Here is a 14,867-nt window from a genome sequence, read left to right as displayed (position 1 = left end):
GAGGCCATCGCGTAGCGACGCGACGAAGGAGCGCTCTTGACAGCCCGTCCCGCCCCGGAAGGACGATGAGACTGACGGGAAGCCCCCATACCTTCTCTGATGCGGGGTGAGCGGATCCCGCCCGACCGGCTCCGGGCGGCTGGTCCGGTTCCGTCGCGGTGTGCGCCGGCACCGTACGCTCCCGTCCCACCGCGGCCCTCGGGCCCGCCCCCACCCCCGCGGCGGCGGGTGGGCAGCCGCCGGCCCGCCCCGGCGCCTCGAGGGGGCGAAAGTCCCGCCCCCCGTGCCCCCGTAAAAGCGCCCCCAACGGTGCCCCCGCAGGCACCACCAGCGGTGATGGGTCGTATCGTGGTGCCGGACGGGCGCCCGCACGGTCCGTCTTGCCGCTCCAGCGCAGCAGCGGCCCGCCGTACACACCACGCCGCACCAGGAGCCGCACTGCCATGGCACACCCGGCACACCCCGCCTACCCCGTAGGTCTCCGCCTCGCGGGCCGCCGCGTCGTCGTCATCGGCGGCGGGCAGGTCGCCCAGCGCCGCCTGCCCGGGCTCGTCGCGGCCGGCGCCGACGTTCTCCTGATCTCCCCGTCCGCCACCCCGTCCGTGGACGCCATGGCGGAGACCGGCGAGATCCGCTGGGAGCGCCGCCGCTACCGGGACGGCGACCTCGACGGGGCCTGGTACGCGCTGATCGCGACCCGGGACCGGGAGGCCAACGACCGTGCCTCGGCCGAGGCCGAGGACAGGCGCGTGTGGTGCGTCCGTGCCGACGACGCCGAGGCCGCCACCGCCTGGACCCCGGCCACCGGCCGCGTCGAGGGCGTCACCGTGGCCGTGCTCAGCGGCAACGACCCGCGCCGCTCCGCCGCCGTGCGCGACGCGGTCGTCGAGGGGCTGCGCGACGGCTCGCTGACCGCCGCCCGCCCGCACACCCCCGGCGTCGCCCTCGTGGGCGGCGGGCCCGGCGACCCCGACCTCATCACCGTCCGCGGCCGCCGCCTGCTCGCCGAGGCCGACGTGGTCATCGCCGACCGGCTCGGCCCCCGCGACCTGCTCGACGAACTCCCGCCGCACGTCGAGGTCATCGACGCGGCGAAGATCCCGTACGGCCGCTACATGGCCCAGGAGGCCATCAACAACGCCCTGATCGAGCACGCCAAGGCCGGCAAGGCCGTGGTCCGGCTCAAGGGCGGTGACCCGTACGTCTTCGGCCGCGGCATGGAGGAGCTCCAGGCGCTGGCCGCAGAGGGCATCCCCTGCACCGTCGTGCCGGGCATCTCCAGCTCCATCTCGGTGCCCGCCGCCGTCGGCATCCCGGTCACGCACCGGGGCGTGGCCCACGAGTTCACCGTGGTCAGCGGCCACGTCGGCCCCGACGACCCGCGCTCCCTGGTGGACTGGGCCTCGCTCGCCAAGCTCACCGGCACCCTCGTGATCCTGATGGGCGTCGACAAGATCGGTCTGATCGCGGAGGCCCTGGTCCGGCACGGCCGCCCCGCCGACACCCCGGTCGCGGTGGTCCAGGAGGGCACGACCGCCACCCAGCGCCGCGTCGACGCCACCCTCGCCACCGTCGGCGAGACGGTCCGCGCCGAGGACGTCCGCCCGCCCGCGGTCATCGTCATCGGGGAGGTCGTACGGGTCGCCGACGGCACCGGCAGCACCGACGGCACCAACGCCACCCCTTCCCACTGAACGACCGGCGCCCGGCAGGGCCGTTGGCACCACACCCAGGACAAGGCAGTATCACCCTGTGGCTGATCTCATCACCGTCGAGGACCCCGACGACCCGCGCCTGCGCGACTACACCGGCCTGACCGACGTGGAGCTGCGGCGCCGCCGCGAACCCGAGGAGGGCCTGTTCATCGCCGAGGGCGAGAAGGTCATCCGGCGGGCCAAGGACGCCGGGTTCGAGATGCGCTCGATGCTGCTGTCCGCCAAATGGGTAGACGTGATGCGCGACGTCATCGACGAGCTCCCCGCCCCGGTCTACGCCGTCAGCCCCGAGCTCGCCGAGCGGGTCACCGGCTACCACGTGCACCGCGGCGCCCTCGCCTCGATGCAGCGCAAGCCCCTGCCCACGGCCGCCGAGCTGCTGGCGGGGGAGGGCGCCGGGGAAGGCGCCGGGCACCGCATCGCGGTCTTCGAGGGGTTCGTCGACCACGCCAACCTCGGGGCGGCGTTCCGCAGCGCCGCCGCGCTCGGGATCAGCGCGATACTGCTGTCCCCGGACTGCGCCGACCCGCTCTACCGGCGCGCCATCAAGGTCTCGATGGGCTCCGTCTTCTCGGTGCCGTACGCCCGGCTGGATGACTGGCCGGCCGACCTGGAGAAGGTGCGGGAGGCGGGCTACCGCATCCTGGCCATGACGCCCAGCGCCAAGGCCACGCCACTGGACCAGATCCCGCCGGAGCGCTTCGAGCGCTGCGCGATCATGCTGGGCTCCGAGGGGCACGGCCTGTCCACGCACGCCCTGCGGGCCGCCGACGAGTGGGTGCGCATCCCGATGGCCGAGGGCATCGACTCGCTGAACGTGGCCGCCGCCTCGGCGGTGGCGTTCTACGCGACCCGCCCGGCGTAGCCGGGGCAGCGCAAGGGCAAGCGCAAACGCAGGCGCAAGCGGCGGCAACCGTGAACCGTCAACCGTGAACCGTCAGCCCGACCGAACGCCCTTCCCGGCACCGCCGAAGCCCTCGGACAGCCCCCGGACAGCCCTCAGAGCTTTTGGGCCGCCGCGATGCCCAGCGCCACGATCAGCGTGACCACCACGAACACGATCAGCCGCTGCCGCATCAGCCGCGGGTCCGGCCGCGACGGCCGCCGCCCCGTGCCCGTCGTGCGGGGGGCCGGGCGGCTGCCCGAGCGCCCCGCGGTCGGCCGCGAGGACGGCCCGCCGGGGTGGCGCGGCGACGACGGCCGCGAGTGGGGGCCGCTGCGCGGGCCCTGTACGGCGCCGCGGCCCGCCGGCTGGGGTGCGGGCGTGCCGCCCGTACGGCGCTCCGTGCGCTGCTCGGGGTACGGCTGGGCCAGCCGCCCGGTGGGCCGCTCGGTGCGGGCCCGCTGGACCGGCGGGCGCCCGTCGGACAGGCCGTGCGCCTCGCGGGCCGCGATCTCCTTCAGCCGCATGGACAGCTGGAGCGTGCTGGGCCGCTCCTCGGGATCCTTGGCCAGGCAGGCCCGTACGAGCGGCGCGAGCGCGTCCGGTACGCCGACCAGGTGCGGCTCCTCGTGGACGACGCGGTAGAGCATCACCTCTGAACTGCCGTGCCCGAAGGGCGAGTCGGCGGTCGCCGCGTACGCGAGGGTGGCGCCGAGGGCGAACACGTCGGTGGCCGGGGTGACGATCGCCCCGCGGACCTGCTCGGGCGCGAGGAAGCCGGGGGAGCCGACGGCCGTGCCCACATGGGTGAGGGTGCTGGCGCCGGTGGCCCAGGCGATCCCGAAGTCGATGATCCGGGGCCCCTTGGGCGACAGCAGGATGTTCGACGGCTTCAGGTCGCGGTGGACGACCCCGGCCTCGTGGACGGCGACCAGCCCCTCCGACAGCGCGGCGCCGATCGCGGCGATCTGCGCGGCGGTGAGCGGCCCCTCCTCGGCGACCTTGTCGTGCAGCGACGGGCCGGGCACGTACTGGGTGGCGAACCAGGGCCGCTCGGCGTCCAGGTCGGCGGCCACCAGGCGCGCCGTGCAGCCGCCGCGGATCCGCCGGGCGGCGGAGACCTCGCGCGCGAAGCGGGAGCGGAACTCCTGGTCCTCGGCCAGGTCCGGCCGGATCACCTTGAGCGCGACGCGCTGCCCGCGCCGGTCGGAGCCCAGGTAGACCACGCCCATGCCGCCGGCGCCGAGCCGCCGGTGCAGCCTGAACGAGCCGACGACACGCGGGTCCTCGCGTCGGAGCCGCATCATCGCCATGTCCACCCCGCTGACCGGTCGCCCTGTTGACGTGGCACAGCTTACGGACCATCCGGCACGAGCGCTCAGAGGCCGCGCCCTCTCCGGAGCAATCGATTGTCAGTGCGCCACAACCCACTTGAGGGTTCCTCAGCTGTTCCGGCGGCCGTCGCCGGCCCGTCCGGCGGTACGGCCAAACGGCCCACGGGCCAAGGGGATTGGAGCGCCGCAGCCGCGCCGCCGCCCGAGTGCGGGGCGGGGGGCGGGCGCGTACGCGGGGCGCACGAGCCGGGGTGCCGCCCCCGTACCCCGTCCACCGATACGCATGCGCGCGGAGTGACGGAAGTGAGCGAACTCACTACGCTGTGGCAGCCCCTTCCGGGAAGACCCCCACAACGGGGGAGGCGTCTCCACCCAGGGGAGTACGCGCGGGCACGTCCGTCATCCTCCCGGAGGCCTGCCAAAGGGTACGAGGGCAGGATCCGGGGCCGCGGCGGCGCGCCTAGTGTGGAGGACATGCGGCGGGCACCGGCACTCGTCCCCCGAGGTCACACCGCCCGCCGCAGTCAGACGACAGGGGAGGGGACCATGGCGGACACGGCACGGCACGGACGCAAGGCCTTCGCGTTCCACGCCCACGAGTCCGGTACGCGCCACCCGCTGGTGGCCGCGGCCATGGTGCTCCCCCTGGCCGCCCTCCTGCTCTTCCTCTTCGGAGGATTCGACCAGGTGGCGGTACAGGCGTCGTCCGTGGGTGCGATGCTGGGGCGCTGAGCGGCGCCCCACGCCCGGGAGAGCGGCCCGGGCCGGACATCGGCCCGCCGAACCCCGTGGGGACGGGGGAGAGGCGGACGGCAGGTGAAGGGTGCTGCCCGTACGACTGGGGAGTCGGACGGGCAGCACTTTTTCCGTGCCGGAGCTTTTCCATGCCCGCCCGCGGCTGCGTAACCTGCTCCCGAGAGGGCGAGTGACGGGAGCCGTGGAGCCGCGATGAACCAGGAGCACACCGCCCGCCGCCCCGAGAGGGCCGCCGTCCCCGCCCCGGCCGCGCCGCTGCCCGCCGCGCTGGCCGCGTACGCCACCGGCCGGCCCGACGCCCCGTACGAGCTGCTCGCGGACCGCGAGGACGGCACCGTCGTGCGGTGCGGCCCGGTCGTGGCCAAGGCCCATGCCGTCGACAGCGACGAGGAGGCCCTCGCCGTACGGATGCGGATCGCCGCGGACGGCGCCCTGGCCGGGGTGCTGCTGCCCCCGCTGCGCACGCAGGCCGGCAGTCTGCGGGGCCGCCCGGTCACCCTGTGGCCGTACGGAGCCCCCGTCGACCCGGAGCGCCCCGAGGACGCGCCCTGGGAGGCGGCGGGGCGGCTGCTGGCGGCCCTGCACCGGGTGCCGCTGGGGGCGCTGCCCGGCCCCGTCCCGCCGATGCGCGGGCCGGCCAAGCTGCGGCGGGCGCTGGCCCGGCTGGCGCGGGCCGCGGACGTGGACCCCGCCCCCGGGCGCGGCCCCCGCCGCGGGACCGGGGCCGGGGCCGGCGCCGACGGCGGCCCGGGGCCGGATGCCGCGCCGGTGTGGGCCGCCGCCCGCACCCTGCCCGCCTGGATGCGCGGCGAGGCCCCGGCCCCGAAGGGCGGGGCGCTGTGCCACGGGGACCTGCACCTGGGGCAGTTGGTCCGGGGGAGCGACGGGAGCGACGGGGCCGTCGGGAGCGGCGGGAGCGGCGGGACCGGCGCGGGCGCCGAGGCCGTCGGGGGCCGCCGGAGCAGCCGGGGCGCCGGCGCCGACGGAGCGACGGGCGGCGGTTGGCGGCTCATCGACGTGGACGACCTCGGGGTCGGCACGCCGTCCTGGGACCTGGCCCGGCCGGCCGCCTGGTACGCCGCCGGGCTGCTCGGCGCGGATGCCTGGGGGCGCTTCCTCGGCGCCTACCGGGCCGCCGGCGGGCCCGCGGCCGGACCGCCCGGCTCCGACCCGTGGCCGGAACTCGACCTCGCCGCCCGGGCGCTGACCGTCCAGACGGCAGCCCTCGCCCTGGCGAAATCGGTGGAAAACCACCGCGGACTCGATGACGTGGAACGGCTGATGGTGCAGTCCTGTGCCCGAATCGCTACGCTCCCGCCCGACTTGGACGGGGGGACTCCGTCGTAGGGTGAGCTCCACGCCACCGGGCATGCATCCGGTGTCGACGCGAACGGCGAGGAGTTGATCCGGTCATGCAGTGTCCGAAGTGCCACTCGATGATGCACACGTACAACAGGAACGGCGTCCAGATCGAGCAGTGCAGCGGCTGCCGCGGCATCTTCCTCGACTACGGCGAGCTGGAGGCCCTGACGCGCCTGGAGGCCCAGTACACCGCCGGCCAGTACGGCCAGGTGCCGCCGCCCGCCGCGCCGCCGGCCCCGTACCCGGCCCCGCACGCCGCGCCCGCCTGGGGCGCACCGCAGCACCACGGCGGCCACGGCCACGGCGGCCACCACGGCCACCACCGCGGGGGCTTCGGCCGGATGCTGTTCTCCTCCTGAGGCGGAGCCGACGGGGCCCCGCCGCGCGCGGGGCCCCGGCCCTTCCCCGACCCTTCCTGCAGCCTGCCCCCGCCCTTCTCACGTGCACGCACGCATGCGGAAAGCCCCGGCCGTCGAGACGGCCGGGGCTTCCGGGTGGTGCGCGATACTGGGATTGAACCAGTGACCTCTTCCGTGTCAGGGAAGCGCTCTCCCGCTGAGCTAATCGCGCGGGCCGCGGCATCGAAGCCGCAGGTCGAACAGGTGGTGCTGGGTGGTGCCGGTACTGCGTGCGCGATACTGGGATTGAACCAGTGACCTCTTCCGTGTCAGGGAAGCGCTCTCCCGCTGAGCTAATCGCGCGGGTGGATCAGAAGATCCAGTGGACGATACTGGGATTGAACCAGTGACCTCTTCCGTGTCAGGGAAGCGCTCTCCCGCTGAGCTAATCGTCCTTGGAGGTGGAGACGGGATTTGAACCCGTGTAGACGGCTTTGCAGGCCGTTGCCTCGCCTCTCGGCCACTCCACCTCGGAGTTGCGGGGGCTCTCGGGAAGATCCCCCACTCAGAGCGGACGACGAGACTCGAACTCGCGACATCCACCTTGGCAAGGTGGTGCTCTACCAACTGAGCTACGTCCGCACCGTCACCCTGTTCGCTCCGGGGTTTTTCCCCTTCGCTCCCTGGCGACGTGTTGAACTCTAGCGGATTCCCGGGCCAGCTCAAAAACGCGTTTCCGCAGCGTGCTGCCCATCGGTCACCAGCGGTCACCCACCGGTCACCTCTACGGCGGGTTTGCGCCACCGGTCATAGACTCGCAGCCGTGCACGACCTGCTTCCCCTGGCCCGCTTCGGCGGCCTCCTCGCGACCGACCTCCGCGACGTCACCAGCGACCCCTCGGCCCTCGACTCCACGGGCTTCTGGGCCGTCTCCGCAGACTTCGAGGGGCGTCTGGTCTGCGCGCGCTTCGGGGACGTCCGCCCCGCGCCCGTCCCCGAGCCCCGGCCCGGCGCCTGGCGCGGGCCCGCCGCCGAGGCGTGGTCCTCGTCCCTGGACCGCGCCGCGTACACCGCCGGCGTCCGCCGCATCCGCGAGCACATAGCGGCCGGGGAGGTCTACCAGGCCAACCTCTGCCGCGTGATGTCCGCGCCGCTGCCCGAGCCGGACCGGGCCGACGTCGACGCCCTCACCGCGCTGCTCGCCCGCGGCAACCCCGCCCCGTACGCAGGAACGATCCGTCTCCCGGCGCACGGCGTCGAGATCGCCACCGCCTCGCCCGAGCTGTTCCTGCGCCGCCAGGGCCGGCACGTGGAGTCCGGCCCCATCAAGGGCACCGGCCGCACCGCCGCCGACCTCCTGCCCAAGGACCACGCCGAGAACGTGATGATCGTGGACCTCGTGCGCAACGACCTCGGCCGGGTCTGTTCCACCGGGTCCGTCGCCGTCCCCGAGCTGTGCGCCGTCGAGGAGCACCCGGGCCTGGTCCACCTGGTCTCCACCGTCAGCGGGGAACTCGCCGAGGGGGCCGGCTGGCCCGAGCTGCTCGCCGCCACCTTCCCGCCCGGCTCCGTCACCGGCGCGCCCAAGTCCTCCGCCCTGCGGATCATCGAGGCCCTGGAGACCGCGCCGCGCGGCCCGTACTGCGGCGGGATCGGCTGGGTCGACGCCGACCGCGGCACCGGCGAGCTCGCCGTCGGCATCCGGACCTTCTGGATCGACCGCCAGGCCCCCGGCGGACCGCGGCTGCTCTTCGGCACCGGCGCCGGCATCACCTGGGGCTCGGATCCGGAGCGCGAATGGGCGGAGACGGAACTGAAGGCGGACCGCCTCCTGCGGGTAGCGTCAGGAGCCCATGAGGTGACCGGTACCCCTGGGTGAGCGGAGGGATCGTACGGTGAGGATCTGGCTCGACGGCGCGCTGCAGGACGCAGACAGCGCGCAGGTGTCCGTGTTCGACCACGGGCTGACCGTGGGCGACGGCGTGTTCGAGACCCTGAAGGCGGAGCGGGGGGCGGTCTTCGCGCTCACCCGCCACCTGGAGCGGCTGACCCGCTCGGCGCGGGGCCTCGGACTGCCCGACCCCGACCTGGACGAGGTGCGGGCGGCCTGCGCGGCCGTCCTGGAGGCCAATCCCGTGCCGCTGGGGCGGCTGCGGATCACGTACACCGGCGGGGTCTCCCCGCTGGGCTCCGACCGCGGGGAGGCCGCGCCCACGCTCGTGGTGGCGCTGGGCGAGACCGCGCGGCGGCCCGACACCACCGCGGTGATCACTGTGCCGTGGGTGCGGAACGAGCGCTCCGCCATCGCCGGGCTGAAGAGCACCTCGTACGCCGAGAACGTGGTCGCGCTGGCCGCCGCCCACCGGGCCGGGGCCTCCGAGGCGCTGTTCGCGAACACGGTCGGGCAGCTGTGCGAGGGCACCGGGTCCAACGTCTTCGTCGTGGTCGACGGGGAGCTGCACACCCCGCCCGTGGCCTCCGGGTGCCTGGCCGGCATCACGCGGGCGCTGGTGGTGGAGTGGGCCGGGGCCAAGGAGACCGATCTGCCGTTCGAGGTGCTGGAGCGGGCCGAGGAGGTCTTCCTGACGTCCACCCTGCGGGACGTGCAGGCCGTGTCGGTGGTGGACGGCCGGGCCGTCGCCGCGGCGGGCGGCGGGGTGGGGCCGGTCACGGCCGAAGCGATGCGTCTGTTCGACGCGCACGCGCGGGCCGACCTGGACCCCTGACCCCCGGTGTCCGCCCCGGCGCGGCGCCGTCGCGGGGGCGGTCCGGGTGCGGCGCCGTTTCGAGGGCGCTGCCCCCGCGCCTCCGCGCCACCGCGCCACCGCGCCACCGCGCCTCCGCGCCCCGCGCCTCAAACGCCGGCGGGGCCGGGGTGGCTGGGGCTCGGGGCGGGGGAGTGGCGGTTTTCCGGACGGGAAAGAAATTTTCGGCGGGATGTCGAGAAGCCGGCGGTGGCTCCGTCCCCGGGGTGAGCGCGGCCAGAATGGACGCGTCGGACCGGATCGAGGAGAACCGTCATGGCCAAGTACCTGCTGCTGAAGCACTACCGCGGCGCCCCGGCCCCGAGCAACGACGTCCCCATGGACCGCTGGACCCCCGAGGAGGTCTCGGCCCACATCCAGTACATGCGGGACTTCGCCGCGAAGCTGGAGCAGACCGGCGAGTTCGTCGACGCGCAGGCGCTGGCGCCCGAGGGGACGTTCGTCCGGTACGACGGCGAAGGGCGCCCGCCCGTCACCGACGGGCCGTTCGCCGAGACCAAGGACCTGATCGCCGGCTGGATGGTGATCGACGTGGACACCTACGACCGGGCCCTGGAGCTCGCGGCCGAGCTGTCGGCCGCCCCGGGAGCAGGGGGACGGCCCATCCACGAGTGGCTGGAGCTGCGCCCCTTCATGTCCGAGCCGCCCACGATCACGGAGTGACCGGTCCCCGATGACCGCCCCCGCCCCCGGTTCCCGCCCCCTGCGGGGCGGGGCCCCCGCGCCCGTGGTCGGCCCCCTGGTCGACGAGGCCCTGCTCCGCGAGCTCACCCCGGGCGTCCTCGGCGTCCTCGTCCGGCGCGGCGCCGACTTCGCGGCGGCCGAGGACGCCGTGCAGGACGCCCTGCTCGACGCCCTCCGCGCCTGGCCGGCCGACCCGCCCCGCGACCCGCGGGCCTGGCTCGTCACCGCCGCCTGGCGCCGCTTCCTCGACGCGGCCCGCGCCGACGCGGCCCGCCGGCGCCGCGAGGAGCTCGTCGACCGCGAGCCGGAGCCGGGACCCGCTCCCGACGCCGACGACACCCTCAGCCTGTACTTCCTGTGCGCGCACCCCGCGCTCTCCCCGTCCTCGGCCGTCGCCCTCACGCTGCGGGCCGTCGGCGGCCTCACCACCCGCCAGATCGCCCGCGCCTACCTCGTGCCCGAGGCGACCATGGCGCAGCGCATCAGCCGGGCCAAGCGGACGGTCTCCGGCGTCCGACTCGACCGGCCCGGCGACGTCGGGACCGTGCTGCGCGTCCTCTACCTCGTCTTCAACGAGGGGTACTCGGGGGACGTCGACCTCGCCGCCGAGGCCATCCGCCTCACCCGCCGGCTCGCGGCCTGCGTCGACCACCCCGAGCCCGCGGGACTGCTCGCCCTGATGCTCCTCCACCACGCCCGCCGCGCGGCCCGGACCGCCCCCGACGGCAGCCTGGTGCCCCTCGCCGACCAGGACCGCGGCCTCTGGGACACGGCGGCCGTCGCCGAGGGCATCGCGATCCTGCACGGCGCGCTGGCCCGCGACCGGCTCGGCGAGTACCAGGCCCAGGCCGCCGTCGCCGCCCTGCACGCGGACGCCCCCACCGCCGAGGAGACCGACTGGCCGCAGATCGTGGAGTGGTACGACGAACTCGTCGCCCTCACCGACAGCCCCGTCGCCCGCCTCAACCGCGCGGTCGCCGTCGGGGAGGCAGACGGGCCGCGCGCCGGCCTCGCCGCGCTGGCCGGGCTCGACCCGGACCTGCCCCGGTACACCGCCGTCGCGGCCTGGCTGCACGAGCGGGACGGCGACCGGGCCCGCGCCGCCCGGCTCTACGCCGAGGCCGCCCACCGCGCCCCGACCGTGGCCGAGCGGAACCACCTCACCCGGCAGGCGGCCCGCCTCAACGCCGGCGCGGCGACCGGGGCGGGCGGTCCCTCCCCGAGGGGGCTGTAGGGCAGGGCGCTGCGGTGGGTAGGTATCGGGGGATGACCACTACCCTGCGGCCGTCCGGGCCGCTTCAGCAGAGCGCCGGGGGCGCGCGGTCGCGCCCGTACGAGATACGGGTCAACAGCAGGCGCGTCGGGGCCCTGCTGCTCGCCTGCGACACGCCCTTCGGGACGGCCGTGGGGGAGATACGGGACCTCGTCGTCGACGCCCCCGACCGGCGGCGCGGCCGCGCCACCGTGGGGGCGCTCGCCGCCGAGGAGGTCCTGCGCGGCTGGGGCTGCCGCCGCGTGCAGGCCTCCGTCCCCGCCGAATCGGCCGGCGGCCTGCGGCTCGCGGCGGCCCTCGGCTACCGGGAGTCCGGCCGGAACATGTCCAAGGAGCTGCCGGAGGTCCCGCCCGCCCTGCCCGAGGGCGTGGCCGGACGTGCCATGACCCCGGCCGAGTACGAGGCCTGGCTCGTCCGCGCCGTCGAGGGCTACGCCGAGGACTGGATGCGCCGCGGCCTGCCCGCCGAGGCCGCACGGGCGAAGTCGGAGGCCGACCACGCCCGCAGCCTGCCCCGCGGTCCGGCCACCCCCGGCGCGGCCCTCCTCGTCCTGGAGGCGGCCGGCGAGGTCGTCGGCCACGTCTGGGTGGGCCCCTCCGGCGGGGGCGCGTACGTCTACGACGTCGCCGTCGCCGAGGAGCACCGCGGCCGCGGCCACGGCCGCTCCCTGATGCTGCTGGCCGAGCGCACCGCGCTGGCCGCCGGCCACCGCACCCTCGCGCTCCACGTCTTCGCCGGGAACACCCCGGCCCTGCGCCTGTACGAGTCCCTCGGCTACCGCCCGACGCAGTTCAACTACGGAAAGGAGCTCATCTAGGCCCGGTGCCGGGCCCCCGCTACGCCCCGGCGGCCAGCAGGCGGTCGGCGATCTCCTCGATGCGGGCGCGCAGGCCCTCCTGGCTCTTGCCGCCGTCCAGGCGCTCGCCGTCGATCACGTAGGTGGGCGTGCCGGTGACCCCGATCGCCTTGCCCTCGGCCTGGTCGGCGTCGACGATCAGGATGTGCCGCCCGTCGATCAGGGCGGTGTCGAACTCGTCCACGTCGAGCCCGAGTTCCCGGGCCACGTCCAACAGCACCGCCTCGCCTCGCTCGGCGAGCTCCGCGGTGCGCGCGAGGACGGCCTCGGCGTACGGCCACCCCTGCCCCTGCTCGGCGGCCTCCTCGGCGGCCTGCGCCGCGGCGAAGGCGTGCTTGTGCTTCTCCAGGGGGAAGTGGCGCAGCCGGATGTCCAGCCGGTCGCCGTAGCGGGCCCGCAGGGCGCGCACGTCGTCCAGCGCGCTGTGGCAGTCCGGGCACTGGAGTTCGCACCAGACGTCGAGGATCACGGAATCGGTCATGCGGACAGTCTCCCAGCCGCCGGGCCCGGACGCCGAAACCCACCCCCCAGGAGGAGGCGCGACCCCGAGATCCCCCGGAGATCGGCCCCGGACCGCCCGCGGCCGTGGCCGCAGGGGCAGGCCGAGGTGCACGATGGGAGCAGCCCCACCGGATCCCTTCGGGTCCACGGATCCCCGGATCGATCCCGCCCCTGTTCCGATCGCACGGCCGGAGGTAACCGCATGCTCGCCGAGACCATATGTTCCGCGGTGGCCGCGGCCGGGCTGGGCATCGCCGCGGTGACCGCCTACCGCCGCCGCTTCCTCACGGCCGCCCGGCTCGCCGCGTACGCGCTGGTGCCCGCCGGCCTCGTCCTGACGGGCGTCGTGCAGTGGGCGTCCGGGATCGTGTTCGATCCGGCCGTGTGGGCGGGCTTCGCGCTGCTCGGCCTGGCCTGGCTGCTGCTGGCCGCCACGCGCGCCGTCGAGCGGCGCCGCCTCGGCGCGGGGCAGGGGGAGCGGAAGGCGAAAGCAGCCGCGGGCGGCAAGGCGGCGAAGGCCGCCGGTGCCGGCTCCGCACCGCAGCCCCTGCAGGGGCGTGCCGAGCCCGGGTCCGGCCGCAGCGCCGCGGCCCCGCCGGCGGACGACTTCTCCGACATCGAGGCGATCCTGAAGAAGCACGGGATCTGAGGATGCGCCCCCCGGTGTGCCGCAGGCATGACGTGAAGGGGTGAACTGGCGCCTCGCGCTGGCGTGTTGAGGGGCCTCGGCGGCGCGGCTGCGCCATCATCGCCCCGACATGCTCGACACATCGCAGGGTGAGCCGCCGGTTCCCGCGCCGGCCCCGGCCCCCGCCCCCGTTGCCGAGGAGCCGCGAGGCTGCCTCTTCGCGCTCTCTCAGCCGCCTCTGATGATCTTTCTAGGGGTGATCGGCACCCTGTTGCTGCTGGCCGCCGTGCACGACCTGTTCCTGCTCTGACGGGCCCGCGTCGGCCTCCTTGCGCCGGGCCCGGTACGCCGCCACGTGCAGCCGGTTCCCGCAGGTCCGGCTGTCGCAGTAGCGCCGCGAGCGGTTGCGGGAGAGGTCGACGAAGGCCCGCCCGCAGTCGGGGGCCTCGCAGCGGCGCAGCCGCTCCTGCTCGCCGGAGACCACGATGAAGGCCAGCGCCATGCCGCCGTCGGCGGCGAGGTGGTCGCCGAGCGAGGCGCCGGGGGCGAAGTAGTGGACGTGCCAGTCGTAGCCGTCGTGGTCGGTCAGCTGCGGGGTGGTGCCCGCGGTCGCGACGAGCTCGTTGATCAGCCCGGCCGCGGCCCTGGGGGTGCCGGCGGCGAAGACCTGCGCGAACTTGCTGCGGACGGTCCGCACGCCCGCGAGGTCGCGCGCGCCGAGCTCACCGACGTCGCTGATCTTGTACTCGCGGACGAAGGCGCGCAGCGAGCCGACGTCCGCGAGGCCGTCGGGCCGGTCGGTCTCGGCCGCGGTGTTCACCAGCGCGACGACGACGTCGAGCGCGCGACGGGTGTCGTGGGGGATCTGCACGGGGTCGCTCCTGGGGCCGGGCCTGCGGCGACGGGCCGGTGCCGCCGCCGGTGGCCGACTCTAGCCGTCCCGGGCCCCGGCCGGGAGGTGCGTCTGTCACGAGCGAACGGCACGGGCCGGCGGCGGGGTGACCGGCACGGGCGCAGGGCTCGGGCCGGCGGGCCGACGGCACGCCGACGCCGTTCTCGCAGGCGGCTTCCGCGAGAACAGCGCCGGGTGTGCCGTATGTGGTTTTCGTCCACCCCGCACCGTCGCCCCGAGTCGGACGGTGCCCGGCGGACACCCGGCTAGCGCCGGGGGTGCTCCCCGCGGATCCGGCTCAGCTTTCGGCCAGGATGTGGGAGAGCTCCTTGTCGAGATCGAAGTGCCGGTGCTCGGTCCCGGGCGGGACCGCGGCGTCCGTCCGCTTGAGGAATGACTCGAGTGCTCGGGCGGGTGCCTCGAGCAGGGCTTCTCCCTCCGGTGAGCTCAGGGCGATGCAGACGACGCCCTGACCGTGGCTGCGGGACGGCCAGACGCGGACGTCCCCGGTTCCGGTGGGCCGGTGCAGGCCCTCCGCGAGGAGGTCGCGGGCGAACACCCACTCGACCGTCTCTTCGGCGCCGGTGTGGAAGGTGGCGTGCACGGCGTAGGGATCGGCCGTGTCATACCGCAGGCCCGCGGGAACAGGCAGTGAGGATTCGCTCGACACAACGAGGCGCAGGTGCAGCTCGCAGCTGACCGTGGTGTTCATAAGCGCCAGGGCCTTTCGCTCAGTGTGCGCTCGGGGATTCGCACGTCGGCGAAATCGACATGCCACCTACGGTGCCGTTGTAAACCCCTCTGACCGTTTTGCGGACCTCTGGGTCCCTCGGACGGCGGATCCCCACCACCATTCACGTGTGCTTCCGGCTCCGGTAG

General features: G+C 75.1%; 16 protein-coding genes and 5 tRNA genes. 12 read left to right on the top strand and 9 right to left on the bottom strand.

Annotated elements, in window-relative coordinates; genetic code table 11:
* Positions 1 to 443: 443 nt before the first annotated feature.
* Entirely contained in the window at positions 444 to 1,694 is a 1,251-nt protein-coding gene (gene cobA, locus AB0953_RS33890; RefSeq protein ID WP_366863435.1) for a uroporphyrinogen-III C-methyltransferase, read from the top strand.
* A gap of 58 nt (positions 1,695 to 1,752) precedes the next feature.
* Complete coding sequence (locus AB0953_RS33885) at positions 1,753 to 2,580, top strand: RNA methyltransferase (protein WP_366863434.1); 828 nt, start codon at positions 1,753 to 1,755, stop codon at positions 2,578 to 2,580.
* A 134-nt stretch (positions 2,581 to 2,714) separates the two neighbouring features.
* Here AB0953_RS33885 and AB0953_RS33880 read toward each other — a convergent pair whose 3' ends face one another.
* Positions 2,715 to 3,911 carry a protein kinase gene (locus tag AB0953_RS33880; RefSeq protein WP_366863433.1) on the bottom strand — a complete coding sequence of 399 codons (1,197 nt, stop codon included), beginning with the start codon at positions 3,909 to 3,911 and terminating at the stop codon, positions 2,715 to 2,717.
* Positions 3,912 to 4,478: 567 nt separating this feature from the next.
* Between AB0953_RS33880 and AB0953_RS33875 the strand changes: the two genes are divergently transcribed.
* The 3 genes from AB0953_RS33875 to AB0953_RS33865 all read left to right on the top strand — a co-directional run bounded on the left by AB0953_RS33875 (position 4,479) and on the right by AB0953_RS33865 (position 6,409).
* Positions 4,479 to 4,664, top strand: a complete 186-nt coding sequence (locus AB0953_RS33875; RefSeq protein ID WP_366863432.1) for a hypothetical protein — start codon at positions 4,479 to 4,481, stop codon at positions 4,662 to 4,664.
* 216 nt (positions 4,665 to 4,880) lie between these two features.
* The gene (locus AB0953_RS33870; RefSeq protein ID WP_366863431.1) at positions 4,881 to 6,035 is read left to right on the top strand and encodes an aminoglycoside phosphotransferase family protein; all 1,155 of its coding nucleotides are present in this window, start codon (positions 4,881 to 4,883) and stop codon (positions 6,033 to 6,035) included.
* A gap of 65 nt (positions 6,036 to 6,100) precedes the next feature.
* Positions 6,101 to 6,409 (top strand): zf-TFIIB domain-containing protein, encoded by a 309-nt coding sequence (locus tag AB0953_RS33865; RefSeq protein ID WP_366863430.1) that lies wholly within the window; start codon positions 6,101 to 6,103, stop codon positions 6,407 to 6,409.
* Between the two features lie 136 nt (positions 6,410 to 6,545).
* Here the strand turns inward: AB0953_RS33865 and AB0953_RS33860 are convergent.
* The 5 genes from AB0953_RS33860 to AB0953_RS33840 all read right to left on the bottom strand — a co-directional run bounded on the left by AB0953_RS33860 (position 6,546) and on the right by AB0953_RS33840 (position 7,030).
* Positions 6,546 to 6,620: transfer RNA gene (locus AB0953_RS33860), tRNA-Val, on the bottom strand.
* Positions 6,621 to 6,679: 59 nt separating this feature from the next.
* Positions 6,680 to 6,751 (bottom strand) — tRNA-Val (locus AB0953_RS33855).
* A gap of 20 nt (positions 6,752 to 6,771) precedes the next feature.
* Positions 6,772 to 6,843: transfer RNA gene (locus AB0953_RS33850), tRNA-Val, on the bottom strand.
* Position 6,844: 1 nt separating this feature from the next.
* Positions 6,845 to 6,918: transfer RNA gene (locus AB0953_RS33845), tRNA-Cys, on the bottom strand.
* Between the two features lie 39 nt (positions 6,919 to 6,957).
* A tRNA-Gly gene (locus AB0953_RS33840) sits at positions 6,958 to 7,030 on the bottom strand.
* 181 nt (positions 7,031 to 7,211) lie between these two features.
* On the opposite strand from AB0953_RS33840, the gene AB0953_RS33835 reads away from it, so the two are divergent.
* From AB0953_RS33835 to AB0953_RS33815, 5 genes are all read left to right on the top strand, one after another.
* On the top strand, positions 7,212 to 8,267 hold the full coding sequence (locus AB0953_RS33835; protein WP_366863429.1) for a chorismate-binding protein: 1,056 nt from the start codon (positions 7,212 to 7,214) through the stop codon (positions 8,265 to 8,267).
* A 16-nt stretch (positions 8,268 to 8,283) separates the two neighbouring features.
* On the top strand, positions 8,284 to 9,114 hold the full coding sequence (locus tag AB0953_RS33830) for an aminodeoxychorismate lyase (RefSeq protein WP_366863428.1): 831 nt from the start codon (positions 8,284 to 8,286) through the stop codon (positions 9,112 to 9,114).
* 294 nt (positions 9,115 to 9,408) lie between these two features.
* A complete protein-coding gene (locus AB0953_RS33825; protein ID WP_366863427.1) occupies positions 9,409 to 9,816 on the top strand; it encodes a YciI family protein in 408 nt (135 codons plus the stop codon).
* A 10-nt stretch (positions 9,817 to 9,826) separates the two neighbouring features.
* Positions 9,827 to 11,071 (top strand): DUF6596 domain-containing protein, encoded by a 1,245-nt coding sequence (locus AB0953_RS33820; protein ID WP_366863426.1) that lies wholly within the window; start codon positions 9,827 to 9,829, stop codon positions 11,069 to 11,071.
* Between the two features lie 32 nt (positions 11,072 to 11,103).
* Entirely contained in the window at positions 11,104 to 11,928 is an 825-nt protein-coding gene (locus AB0953_RS33815) for a GNAT family N-acetyltransferase (protein WP_366863425.1), read from the top strand.
* Positions 11,929 to 11,947: 19 nt separating this feature from the next.
* Here AB0953_RS33815 and AB0953_RS33810 read toward each other — a convergent pair whose 3' ends face one another.
* Entirely contained in the window at positions 11,948 to 12,448 is a 501-nt protein-coding gene (locus AB0953_RS33810; protein WP_366863424.1) for a DsbA family protein, read from the bottom strand.
* 222 nt (positions 12,449 to 12,670) lie between these two features.
* Here AB0953_RS33810 and AB0953_RS33805 point away from each other — a divergent pair, with 222 nt between their 5' ends.
* Both AB0953_RS33805 and AB0953_RS33800 read left to right on the top strand, forming a co-directional pair.
* Entirely contained in the window at positions 12,671 to 13,117 is a 447-nt protein-coding gene (locus AB0953_RS33805) for a hypothetical protein (RefSeq protein WP_366863423.1), read from the top strand.
* A gap of 109 nt (positions 13,118 to 13,226) precedes the next feature.
* On the top strand, positions 13,227 to 13,406 hold the full coding sequence (locus tag AB0953_RS33800; RefSeq protein ID WP_361908998.1) for a hypothetical protein: 180 nt from the start codon (positions 13,227 to 13,229) through the stop codon (positions 13,404 to 13,406).
* Here AB0953_RS33800 and AB0953_RS33795 read toward each other — a convergent pair.
* The gene (locus AB0953_RS33795; RefSeq protein ID WP_366863422.1) at positions 13,347 to 13,967 is read right to left on the bottom strand and encodes a CGNR zinc finger domain-containing protein; all 621 of its coding nucleotides are present in this window, start codon (positions 13,965 to 13,967) and stop codon (positions 13,347 to 13,349) included. The genes AB0953_RS33800 and AB0953_RS33795 overlap by 60 nt on opposite strands.
* Before the next feature lie 319 nt (positions 13,968 to 14,286).
* A complete protein-coding gene (locus tag AB0953_RS33790; protein WP_030011909.1) occupies positions 14,287 to 14,700 on the bottom strand; it encodes an SsgA family sporulation/cell division regulator in 414 nt (137 codons plus the stop codon).
* Positions 14,701 to 14,867 lie beyond the last annotated feature (167 nt).

It is taken from the genome of Streptomyces sp. NPDC046866 (genome assembly GCF_040704625.1).
GTDB lineage: Bacteria > Actinomycetota > Actinomycetes > Streptomycetales > Streptomycetaceae > Streptomyces.
Note: the sequence above shows the minus strand (reverse complement) of the source record. Positions and strands in the feature narration are given on the sequence as shown.

What these genes read in the sequence shown, in the direction of transcription:
- cobA (WP_366863435.1), top strand. Translation starts at nt 444, where the DNA reads ATGGCACACCCGGCACACCCCGCCTACCCCGTAGGTCTCCGCCTCGCG.
- AB0953_RS33880 (WP_366863433.1), bottom strand. Translation starts at nt 3,911, where the DNA reads ATGGCGATGATGCGGCTCCGACGCGAGGACCCGCGTGTCGTCGGCTCG.
- AB0953_RS33875 (WP_366863432.1), top strand. Translation starts at nt 4,479, where the DNA reads ATGGCGGACACGGCACGGCACGGACGCAAGGCCTTCGCGTTCCACGCC.
- AB0953_RS33870 (WP_366863431.1), top strand. Translation starts at nt 4,881, where the DNA reads ATGAACCAGGAGCACACCGCCCGCCGCCCCGAGAGGGCCGCCGTCCCC.
- AB0953_RS33865 (WP_366863430.1), top strand. Translation starts at nt 6,101, where the DNA reads ATGCAGTGTCCGAAGTGCCACTCGATGATGCACACGTACAACAGGAAC.
- AB0953_RS33825 (WP_366863427.1), top strand. Translation starts at nt 9,409, where the DNA reads ATGGCCAAGTACCTGCTGCTGAAGCACTACCGCGGCGCCCCGGCCCCG.
- AB0953_RS33820 (WP_366863426.1), top strand. Translation starts at nt 9,827, where the DNA reads ATGACCGCCCCCGCCCCCGGTTCCCGCCCCCTGCGGGGCGGGGCCCCC.
- AB0953_RS33815 (WP_366863425.1), top strand. Translation starts at nt 11,104, where the DNA reads ATGACCACTACCCTGCGGCCGTCCGGGCCGCTTCAGCAGAGCGCCGGG.
- AB0953_RS33810 (WP_366863424.1), bottom strand. Translation starts at nt 12,448, where the DNA reads ATGACCGATTCCGTGATCCTCGACGTCTGGTGCGAACTCCAGTGCCCG.
- AB0953_RS33805 (WP_366863423.1), top strand. Translation starts at nt 12,671, where the DNA reads ATGCTCGCCGAGACCATATGTTCCGCGGTGGCCGCGGCCGGGCTGGGC.
- AB0953_RS33800 (WP_361908998.1), top strand. Translation starts at nt 13,227, where the DNA reads ATGCTCGACACATCGCAGGGTGAGCCGCCGGTTCCCGCGCCGGCCCCG.
- AB0953_RS33790 (WP_030011909.1), bottom strand. Translation starts at nt 14,700, where the DNA reads ATGAACACCACGGTCAGCTGCGAGCTGCACCTGCGCCTCGTTGTGTCG.